10 protein-coding genes are annotated in these 13130 nt (G+C 27.4%); all 10 read left to right on the top strand.

Features of this window, described 5'->3' with window-relative positions; all coding sequences use genetic code 11:
- Positions 1-441, top strand: a 441-nt coding sequence (gene frr, locus HMPREF3181_RS01985) for a ribosome recycling factor (RefSeq protein WP_068472518.1), incomplete at its 5' end; no start/stop codon positions are given.
- Entirely contained in the window at positions 441-1157 is a 717-nt protein-coding gene (locus HMPREF3181_RS01980; RefSeq protein ID WP_068472516.1) for an isoprenyl transferase, read from the top strand. The genes frr and HMPREF3181_RS01980, both read left to right, overlap by 1 nt.
- On the top strand, positions 1157-1939 hold the full coding sequence (locus tag HMPREF3181_RS01975; RefSeq protein WP_068472514.1) for a phosphatidate cytidylyltransferase: 783 nt from the start codon (positions 1157-1159) through the stop codon (positions 1937-1939). The genes HMPREF3181_RS01980 and HMPREF3181_RS01975 overlap by 1 nt, the downstream gene beginning before the upstream one ends.
- Entirely contained in the window at positions 1939-2973 is a 1035-nt protein-coding gene (gene rseP, locus HMPREF3181_RS01970) for an RIP metalloprotease RseP (protein ID WP_068472512.1), read from the top strand. The genes HMPREF3181_RS01975 and rseP overlap by 1 nt, the downstream gene beginning before the upstream one ends.
- The gene (gene ispG / locus HMPREF3181_RS01965; protein WP_068472510.1) at positions 2973-4031 is read left to right on the top strand and encodes a flavodoxin-dependent (E)-4-hydroxy-3-methylbut-2-enyl-diphosphate synthase; all 1059 of its coding nucleotides are present in this window, start codon (positions 2973-2975) and stop codon (positions 4029-4031) included. Before rseP ends, ispG begins: the two co-directional genes overlap by 1 nt.
- Before the next feature lies 1 nt (position 4032).
- A complete protein-coding gene (locus HMPREF3181_RS01960; protein ID WP_068472508.1) occupies positions 4033-8328 on the top strand; it encodes a PolC-type DNA polymerase III in 4296 nt (1431 codons plus the stop codon).
- 123 nt (positions 8329-8451) lie between these two features.
- Positions 8452-8724: a 30S ribosomal protein S20 gene (rpsT, locus tag HMPREF3181_RS01955; protein ID WP_068472506.1), complete on the top strand. Its 273-nt coding sequence runs from the start codon at positions 8452-8454 to the stop codon at positions 8722-8724.
- Between the two features lie 123 nt (positions 8725-8847).
- Positions 8848-10059, top strand: coding sequence for a glycosyltransferase family 4 protein (locus tag HMPREF3181_RS01950; protein ID WP_068472504.1), 1212 nt, complete (start codon positions 8848-8850; stop codon positions 10057-10059).
- A gap of 100 nt (positions 10060-10159) precedes the next feature.
- On the top strand, positions 10160-10573 hold the full coding sequence (locus tag HMPREF3181_RS01945) for a rhodanese-like domain-containing protein (RefSeq protein ID WP_068472502.1): 414 nt from the start codon (positions 10160-10162) through the stop codon (positions 10571-10573).
- A gap of 302 nt (positions 10574-10875) precedes the next feature.
- Positions 10876-13130 (top strand): Cna B-type domain-containing protein (locus HMPREF3181_RS01940; protein ID WP_082713871.1); only part of this gene is annotated, 2255 nt, incomplete at its 3' end.

Raw genomic sequence — 13130 nt, 5'->3', positions numbered from 1 at the left:
TTTACTGTTGATTATTATGGAACAGAAACACCAATTAAACAAGTTGCATCACTTTCAGTTCCGGAGGCTAGATTATTAGTAATTCAGCCTTGGGACGCATCTTTAATAACTCCGATAGAAAAAGTTATTTTAGCATCAAATTTAGGAATTACTCCTTCTAATGACGGAAAAGTTATAAGATTACCTTTCCCTGCATTAACTGAAGATAGAAGAAAAGAATTAGTTAAGGTTGTTAAGGGATATAGTGAAAATGCAAAAATTGCTATTAGAAATTTAAGACGTGATGGAATTGATAAATTAAAGAAAATGGAAAAAGATAAAGAAATCAGTGAAGACGAATTAAGACAAGCTGAAGAACAAGTTCAAAAAGTTACAGATAAGTTTACTAAAGAAGTAGATGATATTACAAAATCAAAAGAAAAAGAATTAATGGAAATTTAATGAAAGATATAGATTTTGAAAATATACCAAGACATATTGGTATAATTATGGATGGGAACGGACGTTGGGCAAAAAACAGATTTTTGCCCAGAATTGCCGGACATAAAGAAGGAATGAATAGAGTTGTAGATATAGTTGAAGAATGTTGTAAGATAGGGATAAAGACTTTAACTTTATATGCTTTTTCAACTGAAAATTGGAAAAGACCTGAAGAAGAAGTAAATGGTCTTATGAATATTTTAGTTATCTATATAAACTCTCAGTTAAAAAGAATTTTAGAAAATAATATAATTTTTAGAGTAGTTGGAGATTACAGTAAATTACCAAGCTCTATTGTCAAATTGTTAGATGATAGCATAGAAAAATCAAAGGATAATACAGGAATGGTGTTAAATATTGCTCTTAATTATGGCGGAAGAGCCGAAATAATTTCTTCTATAAAGAAATTATACGAAGATATTTCTGATGGTAAGTTTTCTATTGATAATTTAAATGAAGAAACTTTTAAAAATTATTTATATACTAAAGAAAATTCTGATGTTGACTTAATTATAAGAACTGGAAATGAGAAAAGAATAAGTAATTTTTTGATTTATCAACTGGCTTATTCTGAATTTTATTTTACAGATGTTTTATGGCCGGAGTTTTATGCTGAAGATTTGTATGATGCTATATATGATTTTCAAAATAGGAATAGAAGATTTGGGGGAATTTAATGAATCGTTTTATTAATAGAACCATAAGTGGTACTTTGATATTAATAATATCTTTTATTTGTATTTATCTTAAAGGGTATGCATTAGTTGGATACTCTATGGCTATTACTATTTTTTGCTTAATTGAATTATTTAGGACTTTTAAGTTAAACGATGTGTTTATGATTGGTTTTAGCTTAATATTTTCTATGGGAATGTTGTATTCTATAAGTATTTCAAATGAAAATTTAGTTTTAACTTTTTTTGCATCATATTTTCTTATTATTTCCATATATTACTTATTCTTTAATAAAATGAGTATTGAGAGCTTAGGTAGATTATTATTTTCTTTTATCTATATTTCAGTACCTATGGGAGTTTTTTTGAAATTAGGTTATACTAATCTTTTATGGATAGTATTTTTAATTTCTTGGGGAACTGATACATTCGCATATTTATTTGGAATTATTTTTGGCAAACACAAATTATGTCCAAGTATAAGTCCTAAAAAAACTATTGAAGGTGCTTTAGGTGGGATTTTCGGTTCACTAATATTGTTAAATTTATTTAATTACTTTGTGTTAAAAAATAATATTGTTTTTGTAACTCTATCAGGAATAATTCTTTCAATAGTTGCACAAATCGGAGATTTATTTGCATCAAAAATAAAGCGAGAAATGGGTATAAAAGATTTTAGCAATATTATTAAAGGACATGGTGGATTTTTAGATAGATTCGACAGTATTATTTTTGTAACTCCTTTAGTTTACATTGTGTTTTATATATTTGGAGGTAATATTTAATGATTATAAAGATAGTAGTAGCACTGTTGGTGTTTATGGTCGTAGTTGTTGTTCATGAATTTGGGCATTTCATTTTTGCTAAAAGAGCAAAGATAAAGGTTAATGAGTTTGCAGTCGGAATGGGTCCTAAAATTTTTGGAAAACAAAAAGGTGATACTCTATATTCTCTTAGAGCTTTACCACTTGGTGGTTTTTGTGCTATGGAGGGTGAAGATGAAGGAGAAGAAGATACAGAATTAGATTTTTCAGAAAGAGGACATTTCAACGGAGCGACTCTTGGAGGGAGAATTTTAACTATTTTTGCAGGACCTTTATTTAATTTTATTTTAGCTTTTGTAATACTTTTTACTTTGTTTGCTATTAGAGGACATCAAACAACTACAATAGAAAGTATTATGAATAATTCTGTAGCACAAAAATATGGAATACAAGCAGGAGATAAGATTTTAAGTATCGGTGAAAATAAAATAAATTCTTGGAAAGATATTCAAACAAGCTTATCAAAATTAGATAAAGAAGAAACTACGGTTAAAGTGCTTAGAAATAATGAAGAAAAAGAAATTTCTTTAAAGTTTGAGAATAAAAATGAAAAAGTTTTAGGAGTTAGTTCAAAACTTGAAAGAAATTTATTAGTTTCTGTAAAAGAAAGTTTTAATACATTCTTTTATTTTATAAATTCTATGTTTGATATTTTAAGACAATTATTTACAGGAAAAGTAGGAGTTGGACAGCTTTCAGGTCCTATTGGAGTTGTAGGAGCAATAAGTAGCGCTGCAAGTAATGGTTTGTATTCATTGCTATACATTACAGCTTTTTTAAGTGTAAACTTAGGATTTATAAACTTATTACCTATACCTGCTTTAGATGGTGGTAGATTAGTTTTCTTATTTATAGAGCTAATTTTAGGCAGACCTATTTCAAGGTCAAAAGAAGGTCTTGTTCATACAATAGGTTTTATATTTTTAATGGGTCTTATATTATTCGTTTCTTTTAAGGATGTATTAAGACTTGGAGTTTTATTTGGAGCAAATTAATGGAAAGAAAAATAACAAAGAAAATTTTTGTGGGGAACGTGCCTATTGGAGGCGGTTCTCCTATTTCTATACAATCAATGACAAATACAATCACTAAAGATGTATTTGCTACAGCTAGACAAATTAATGAATTTACAAAAGAGGGCTGTAATATTAGCCGTTCTGCTGTTAATGATTTAGATGATGCTTTAGCTATTAAAAAGATAAAGTCTTTGACTACAATACCATTTATTGCAGATATTCAATATGATTATAAACTTGCAATAATGGCTGCTGAAAACGGTGCTGACTGTTTAAGAATTAATCCGGGAAATATCGGAGGAAGAAAAAAAGTCAAAGAAGTAGTTGAGTGTTGTAAATATCACAACATTCCAATAAGAGTTGGAGTTAATTCCGGCTCTGTAAATCAAAAATTTATAGATAAATTTGGTGGAGTTAATAAAGAATCTATCGTTTATAGCGCATTGGACCAAGTTGAATTTTTAGAGTCATTAAATTTTGACCAAATAAAAATTTCTATAAAATCAAGTAATGTACCTATTTGTGTAGAGTCTTATGAATTACTAAGTAGTTTATGTGATTATCCATTACATTTAGGAATTACTGAGGCAGGGCCAAGTTTTAGAGGCAGTATAAAATCCTCTGTTGGTCTTGGAATAATTTTAGCAAAAGGGATAGGAGATACAATTAGAGTGTCTTTAACTGGAAATCCTGTTGAAGAAGTTAAAGTAGGTAAAGAAATTTTGCGTTCACTTGGACTTTTAAGAGATGGAATAGATTTAATTTCTTGTCCTACTTGTTCAAGAACTAAAATAGATTTAATAAATATTGTTGAACAGGCAGAAAAAGAATTAAAACATGTAAAGAAAAATTTGAAAATTGCCATAATGGGTTGTCCTGTAAATGGACCTGGAGAGGCTAGGGAGGCTGATTTAGGAATAGCAGGAGGAAATGGTAAAGGACTTATTTTCAAAAAAGGTCAGATTATTAAAAAAGTTGAAGAAAAAGATTTATTATCTGAGCTTATTAATGAAATAAATAATTATACGGAGGAATAATATGTATAGGAGTTTAAAAAGTTTTTATTTTTCACGTCGAAAAAATTACAGCTTATCAGAAGATTTTATAATTGATGAGTTTGTTTTTGGTGATGAAAAAATAAGTTTTAAATTACTTACAAACTCTGATGATATTGGTATAGAAGAACTTGTGGTTTTAGATGAAGAACTTCATGAATTATTCAATGGTAAAGAAGTTGAATTTTCAGTTCAGACTTTTTCTAATGCTGAATATCCTTATGAATATTTTTACTATATAAATTACGATGAGTTCGTAAATGAAACTCAAAGATTATTAAAAAATCATGGTTTTTCTCTTACTAATAATGATAGAATAAATTTTTTAGAAGATTATATTGAAATTTTTATTTCAAATTCAATTTATAGATTTAAACTTGTTTCTAATTCTTTTGTAAATGACTTAAAAGACTTTATTTCAAAAAAATTTACTGAAAATGTAGAAATTTTTATGCTTAATTCTTTGGATATTCATGAAGAAAAATCTGCTGTAAAATTTGAAGATAAATTGGAAAACAAGTTAAAAGAAATTCAAAAAGAAAATGAAATAAAAGTTGAAAAGGCAAAAATTAATAAAGAAGTTATTGAAGAAAATAAAGAATTTAAAATTGGTAGAAAAATTTCTGATAAGGACCCAATTTTACAAATTATAGATTTAGACCAAAATAGTGGGTTTTGTAAAATTCAAGGTAGAGTATATGATTTAGAGATTAGAGAGCTTAAAAGTGGTAAAAAATTAGCTTTATTTGATATTGAAGATGATACTTCTGCTATGAATTGTAAATTATTTTTAGATGATAAAATATTTTCTATGTTTAATGATAAAATAAATTCTAAGTCTATTGAAAAGGGAATTTGTGTACTTGCTACCGGTAGAGTTGAATACGACCAATATGCTAGAGGAATTTCTATGATGATTAATAGTATGGAAATTGCTCCTAATAAAGTTTATGTAGATAAGGCTCCTGAAAAAAGGGTTGAACTTCATTTAAATTCACAGATGAGTGGTCTTGACGGTTGTGTTGATTTACAAGTTTTAAAATCAAGATTATCACAAATGGGACATACTGCTATTGGTGTTACAGATATAGGAGTTGTTCAAGCCTATCCGCAAATGATGGATTTATTTGGAAAAGATGATATAAAGGCTCTTTATGGTCTTGAATTAAACTTATTAGAAGATAATCCTAGAATTTTATATAATTATAAAGATGGAATAAGTTTTGATACGTTTGTAGTTTTTGACATTGAAACAACAGGACTTTCACATCTGAAAAATAATATTACAGAAATCGGGGCAGTTCGTGTTGAGAACGGGAAAATTGTTGAAGTTTTTAATGAACTTGTAAATCCACAGCAAGAAATATCTCAAGAAATTACAGATATTACTGGCATTACAAATGAAATGGTAGCAGACAAACCTTTAATAAATGAAATTATGCCTAAGTTTTTAGAATTTTCTAAAGATGCTGTTTTTGTCGCACATAACGCAGAGTTTGATATTTCATTTATAAAAACTAATTGTAAAAGACTTTCTCTTGATTTTGACCCGACTTTTATTGATACAATGGGCTTTGCAAGAGCTGTTTTACCACAATTAAAGAATCATAAACTTAATACATTATGTAAAGAGCTTGGAGTAAAATTATTGAATCACCATAGGGCAAGTTTTGATGCTGAGGCTTGTGCAGGTATTCTTTTAGAGCTTATAAAAATAATTGAAAAACAAGGAAAAGTTTTTGATGAAAATATAAATAATATTGAAACTAAATGGCCTGTTGCAAAAAATATTTCATATAATTCAATAATTTATGTAAAAGAGATGAAAGCTTTAAGTGGTTTTTATAAAATGGTTTCTGAAGGTTTGATGAAATATTTTAGAAAGGTTGCAGGTTTTCCAAAATCAAGATTAGAAGAATATAGAGATGGTCTTTTAATCGGTTCAGGAAATTGGAACGGAGAACTTTTTAATGCTTTTATTGAAGGAAAAAGTGAAGAAGAAATTTTAGAAATTGCAAAATTTTATGATTTTTTTGAAATTCAACCAATATCAAATCTAAAACATTTATATAACAGAGGAAAAGTTTTAGAACTAAATGATTTAAAAGAAATAAATAAAAAAATTTTTGAACTCGGTAAAAAGTTAGATAAATTAGTTGTTGCAACTGGAAATGTAAAATATTTAGATAAAGAAGATTATCTTTTTAGAAATGTAATTTTATATGGACAAGGAAATAGAAATCTTGAAAGAGAAGGAGCTTTTTATTTTAGAACTACGAATGAAATGCTTGAAGAATTTTCTTATCTTGGTAAAGAGACAGCTTATGAAGTTGTAGTAAAAAATACAAATCTTTTTAAAGATATGTTAGAGGATATTTTACCAATACCAAATGGAACATTCCCTCCATTCATTGAAGGAGCGGATGAAGAACTTAGAAAAATTTGTTATGACAAAGCTAAATCAATTTATGGAGAAAATTTACCTAAAATTGTTGAGGATAGGCTTGAAAGAGAGCTAGGCTCTATAATAAAGAATGGCTATGCCGTTTTATATATCATTGCACAAAAACTTGTTTGGCGTTCGAATGATGACGGATATTTGGTAGGATCAAGAGGTTCTGTTGGTTCTTCTTTTGCCGCTACTATGTCAGGTATAACAGAAGTAAATCCTCTTATACCACATTATATTTGTCCTAATTGTAAACATTCAGAATTTCATGATGAATATAGTGGACAATCTGGAGTTGATATGCCGGATAAAGAATGTCCACATTGTAAAACAAATATGATTAAGGAAGGGCATGATATTCCTTTTGAAGTTTTCTTAGGTTTCGACGGAGATAAAGAACCTGATATAGACTTAAACTTTGCCGGAGAATATCAACCGACTTGCCATAAATATACAGAAGAATTATTTGGTTCAGATAAAGTTTATAGAGCAGGAACTATTGGTACAATTTCTGATAAAACTGCTTTTGGATATGTTAAAAAATTTGTAGAAGAAAAAGAATTATCTTTGACTTCAGGAAATATGAAAAGATATGTAAGAAAATTAGTAGGGGTTAAAAGAACGAGTGGACAACATCCCGGTGGGGTAATGATTGTTCCACATAATAAGGAAATCTATGATTTTACTCCAATACAATATCCGGCCGATGATCCAACTTCTGAAACAAAGACAACTCACTTCAGTTATAAATCTATAAGTGGTAGAATTCTAAAACTTGACTTACTTGGACACGATGTTCCAACAATCATAAAACATTTAGGAGATTTAACGGGAGTTGACCCTTTAAATATTCCAATGGACGACAAAGAAACTTTAAATATTTTCTATTCTACAGAAAGTTTGAAATTTATTGATGATAAATATAAGGACGGAGTAGGAACACTTGGGATACCTGAATATGGTACAAATTTTGTAAGACAGATGTTACTTGATACAAGACCGAAAACTTTGACAGAGCTTATAAGAATTTCCGGTTTATCACATGGAACGGATGTATGGCTTGGAAACGCACAAGAGCTTATAAAACAAGGAATACCTTTAAATGAAACAATATGTACAAGAGATGATATAATGACATTTTTGATTTTTAAAGGACTTGAAAATAAACGTTCATTTAAGATAATGGAAACAGTAAGAAAGGGAAAAAATCTTGACGAAGAAACTGAAAGTTATATGAGAGAAAATGGAATACCTGAGTGGTATATCGAATCTTGTAAAAAAATAAAGTATCTTTTTCCTAAAGCACATGCTGTTGCTTATGTAATGATGAGTTATAGAATTGCATATTTTAAAGTTCATTATCCTGAGGCTTTTTATGCAACATACTTTACAACTAAGATAGAAAATTATCCGGGTAATTTAATTTACAAAGGACTTTCTGCTATACAAGCAAAGATGAAAGAAATTTCTGAACTTGGGAAGTCTGCATCTAAAAAGGAGCAGGACGTTTATGATATTCTTGAAGTTGCCGAAGAAATGTATCTTCGCGGAATAGTTGCAAGTAAAGTTGACTTAGAAAAATCACATTATTCAAAATTTTTAATCGATGGTAAAGGAAAAATTTTACCACCATTTAGAGCTTTGGACTTTGTAAGTGATGTAAACTCTAACTCTATTTATGAAGAAGTTAGAAAGTTACCTTTTATTTCTATTGAAGATTTTCAAGAAAGAACAAAGATAAATAAAAATGCATTAGAATCATTAAAAGAACATGGAGTATTAAATAAATTACAACAAACTAATCAAGTTAGTTTATTTGATTTAATGTAGATATAAAGAACTGAAATTTTTTAAATTTTGGTTCTTTTTCTTTATTAAATTATGAAAAAAAGACTTGAAAAGTTTATATGTTTGTAGTATAATATTAATGTTATTTTTGAGGAGGTGAAAAGAATGGCAAATATTAAATCAGCACTTAAGAGAATAGATGTTACTAAGAAACAAACTCTTAAAAATAAAAGTAGAAAATCTGAAATAAAGACTTACATTAAGAAATTCAATGTAGCTTTAGAAGAAAGTAATTTAGAAACTGCTAATGAATTATTAAAAACTATTGATAAGAGACTTAAACAAGCTACAGTTAATAGTGTTTTTCATAAAAATGCTGCTTCAAGACAAGTTAGTAAATTAAGCAAGAAATTACACCAAGCTTCAACACAAGCGTAAATATAGTGTGTATGGATCCAACACATTATATTTGCTCCGTGTGGAGCTTTTTTTTTTTACTTTTTTATATGAGTATGATATAATTTTAGACAAATAGTATTTTAGTTATAGAGAGGTGCTAAATTGAAAATTTTACATTTAATTAGTCAGTATCCTTCAAAAACTGGCAGTGGAATATATTTGACACAAGTTTATAAAAATTTCAAAGCTATGGGTTTTACACAAAAAGTTTTATGTTGCATGAATGAAGATGACATTATAAAGGTTAATTTTGATGATTATGAAGTAATAAAATTTAAAAATGAGAAATTACCGTTTCCTGTTGTTGGAATGAGTGATGTAATGCCTTATGAGAGTTTTCTTTTTTCTAATTTGATTGATGAAAAATTAGAAAGCTATATCGAGGTTTTTAAAAACAAAATAAAAGAAGTTGTAAATGAATTTAATCCTGATATAATTTTTACAAATCATCTATATATTATGTCATCAATAGTTGCTAGTTTAAAACTTAATTGTAAAGTTTTTGGATTTTGTCATGGCACTTGTTTAAGACAACTATATAAAAATGATATTCATAAAAGTTTTGTTTGTGAGAGTATTCCAAAACTTAATGGTATTTTTTGTTTATCTGAAAAACAAAAAGATGAAATAATTGAAATTTTTGGATATGATAAAGATAAAATTTATATTATAGGTGGAGGATATGACCTAGAATACTATTATGAAAAAGAAAATAAAAAATATAGTGAAAATTCTAAATTAAAATTAATTTATGCAGGGAAATTTAGTAGAGCTAAAGGTGTAATATATTTATTAAAAGCTTTTGAAAAAATAAAAGATAAATATAATATAGAATTGATTTTAGCCGGAAGTGGAACCGGTAAAGAATATGAAGAGATTATTTCATACTCAAATAAATTGTCTGATTATGTAAAACTGTATGGTTATATGACTATGAAAGAAATATCTGATTTATTTAGAGCCTGTGATATATTTGTAATGCCTTCATTTTATGAAGGTCTTTCACTTGTAACAATAGAGGCAATGGCTTGTGGATTGAAAGTAGTTATGAATGAACTTGAAAATTTTATAAATTTTGTTGGAGAAGATATAGTTAAATCTAAAAATATCGAATTTGTAAAAATGCCAATCTTATACGATACAGATAAGATTGTTGAAACTGAAGTTGAAGATTATATTGAAAGATTAAGTAAGGCTTTAGAAAATCAGATAAATAATTTATATAAAAATAATTTTGAAGATGATTTTTATGAAAAAATAGCTAAATTTAGTTGGGAAAATATATGTAATAACATAAAAAATTATATAATATAAAAAAAATTTATCAATAAATATTATAAATAAGGAAAATTAATTTTACTTTATTCTAAATTTATGATATTATTTTATTGATTAAAAATTAGGAGGTAAATCGATGAAAAAATTATCAAAAATGTTACTTTTATCATTAGTTACTGCAACTACTTTAGTAGGTTGTGGAGCAAAAAATGATACTAAAACTACTGATAAAAAACAATCAGAAACAAAAAATGATTTAGTTAAAGGTGAAGTTCTTTTAGAAGAACAAAAGAAAGGTGCTACAGTTATTGACGTTAGAAAACCTGAACAATATAACGAAGGACATATCAAAGACGCTATAAACCTTCCTTTAGCATCAATCGAAAAAGATATTGAAGCTAAAGCACCTAAAAAAGATGCAAAAATCTTCTTATACTGCAATACTGGTAAACAAAGTGGACAAGCATTAGAAAAATTGAAAAAAATGGGTTACACTAATGTAAGCAACGCACAAGGTGTTAAACAATACAAATATGACCTTGTAAAATAGTTGAATATTTTATTTAGTAGAAAAGTGGTGTTAAGACATCACTTTTTTGTTTATTGTAAAATAAAAAGGTTTAGAGGAATAAATTATCATGTAAAGCTATAATTCTTATTTTATAAGTAATATTTAATAAAATAAAGTTTAATTATTATGGTTATGGTATTATGATTATGCATTAAAATTATTGTAAATAATAGTAAATTTACTTTACAAATAATTTTTTTTAATATATAATCATTTTATGAATAACTATTTTTAGTTAGATTATAAATGAAAAAATATTTATGATTTTATGGAGGTAAATTATGCTAAAAAATATTAAGTTATTTTTTATTGCTTTTGGATTGATATTAAGTGCATCATTTTTAAATTATTCATCGGTTCACGCTGATGAAAAGTTTGATAACTTAAAAAATCAAATTTTAAATGCAAAAGATGGAGAAAAGATTATTTTAGAAAATGGAGAATATATATTTACTGAAACATTAGATATTGTTGGTAAAAATATAACTCTAAAAAATAATGGAAAAGTTGAATTTAAAAGAGATAATAACTTTAATAAAACAATGATAAAAATTGATGAAAATTCTAAAGTTAATTTATTATCTGATGATGGAAATTTCATTGTTGATGGAGAAAAAAGAGAGGCATATGGTCATTTTATTGAAAATAAAGGATTTTTGAAGATTGGAGAAACTGGAGCTAATGGTCTAAAATTTATAAATGATTTTAATCAAAAAACATCTTTTACTTCTAATAAAGCACCTATTTTTTCTGACGGAAAAAATTCAAAGATTATATTTAATGCTGGAGAAATATCTAATACAGATTATGAATCCACTCCTGGAGCAGGTAACTGGTATTCAGCAGGTGGATTTATTATAACTAATGGTGCTACATTAGAGATGAATGGTGGAACAATTAAAGATAATAATGTAAGTTGGTTTAATTATGCTTCATTTTTAGATAATAAATGGGCTCAAGCTACAGGAAGTGCAGGAGCTGTTAGTGTTAGATATGGTTCTAAATTTATTATGAATGGTGGAACTATTGAAGATAATTTTAGTACGGTTGGTGGAATTGAAGTTGGACATGAAGATTTATATGAGTATCATATAGATAAATCAGACCCAACTGAATTAAAAGATATTCCTATTTCTGAATTTATACTAAATAATGGAATAATAAAAGGAAACAAAGGTGCAGGAAAATCCGGTGGAGTTTTTATTTTTGGAGCTGCAAGAGCTGAAATGAATGGTGGAGAAATCATAGAAAATAAAGGATATGCTGGAGGAGGAATTTTAGCTTTAGATTATTATACCGACGGAGTTCAAGGTGTTAATAGAACTTATGCAAAGGCTCCATTTGAAGAATGGACAAAAAAATATCCTGCAGGATTTGTAATGAACGCAGGTAAAGTAAATAATAATTTAGCATATACTTGTGGTGGAGGCATTGATGTTGCATCTAATAATGTAAAGTTATTAGGTGGAGAAATAAAAAATAATATTGCCGGAGACCAAGGTGGAGGAGTTTATCTAACAGCGACACCTTATAAATTAAGGATTGAAAATGCTTTTGTTTCAAACAATGAGGCGAGTGATTCTAAAACTTGGATTCATTCTAAAGGAGTTTCTGAAGATGATGGAAACGGTGGAAAGAAAAACTATGAATTAGTACTTGGAGCAGGAGGAGGTTCATGGTTTTGTCCTACTGGAGACGCAGAGTTTTACGCTGAAAACGGAGCTGTTTTTGTAGATAATATAGCTGAAAAAGCAGGTTCTGATTTCCATAATGAGGAAAAAGTTCCTGGAAATTATACTGTAACATTGCCAACAAGATTGATTGGTGGAACAAAAGTTTTATACTATGAGGACTCTAAAGGAAATAGATATGAACCAAGTAAGTCAAAGGAAATTTCTGAATTAAAGCAAATAACAAAACAACTTAGTTTAAAAGCTATTATTGACGAAAATGGAAAAACAGTTAGTAAAAAATTATCCAGATTGATTATTGAAGGAAATGTTGCTAATAAAGGTGGAGGAATTGGCTCAAATGGTAGCGTTATATTTGGTAAAAAACCTAATGAAGAAAATCCTTTGAAAGAAATAGAAATAGTAAAAACATGGGAATTTGGAACAACTCCTGAAGATATTGAAATAGAAGTTAGAGGAAAATTAAAAGATAAAACAGACTATTTGATAGAAAATGTGAAATTAACTAAAGATAATGGTTATAAATTTACATTGAAAGATTTACCTGCTACTGTTAAAGGTGAAAAGATTGAAGATATTATATATATTAAAGAGTTAAATTCAGATAAATATAATGTTGAGATTTCAAAAATAAAATCTGAGTCAAAAACTAAATTTTCTATTTCTATAAAAAATACTTTAAAAATAGAAAAAATTTCAATTCCGGTTGAAAAGAAATGGATAGGAAAAGAAAAAGATGAAGTTATAATTAAACTTTTATCCAATGGAGTTTTTGAAAGGAAATTAAAATTAAATAAAGGAAATTCTTGGAAGGGAGAATTTAAAGATTTACCAAAAACAGATAA

Origin of the sequence: Parvimonas sp. KA00067 (genome assembly GCF_001553085.1) — a bacterium.
Lineage (GTDB): Bacteria > Bacillota > Clostridia > Tissierellales > Peptoniphilaceae > Parvimonas > Parvimonas parva.
Note: the sequence above shows the minus strand (reverse complement) of the source record. Positions and strands in the feature narration are given on the sequence as shown.

Coding starts and splice junctions, on each gene's coding strand:
- HMPREF3181_RS01980 (WP_068472516.1), top strand. CDS start 441: ATGAAAGATATAGATTTTGAAAATATACCAAGACATATTGGTATAATT.
- ispG (WP_068472510.1), top strand. CDS start 2,973: ATGGAAAGAAAAATAACAAAGAAAATTTTTGTGGGGAACGTGCCTATT.
- rpsT (WP_068472506.1), top strand. CDS start 8,452: ATGGCAAATATTAAATCAGCACTTAAGAGAATAGATGTTACTAAGAAA.
- HMPREF3181_RS01975 (WP_068472514.1), top strand. CDS start 1,157: ATGAATCGTTTTATTAATAGAACCATAAGTGGTACTTTGATATTAATA.
- HMPREF3181_RS01945 (WP_068472502.1), top strand. CDS start 10,160: ATGAAAAAATTATCAAAAATGTTACTTTTATCATTAGTTACTGCAACT.
- rseP (WP_068472512.1), top strand. CDS start 1,939: ATGATTATAAAGATAGTAGTAGCACTGTTGGTGTTTATGGTCGTAGTT.
- HMPREF3181_RS01960 (WP_068472508.1), top strand. CDS start 4,033: ATGTATAGGAGTTTAAAAAGTTTTTATTTTTCACGTCGAAAAAATTAC.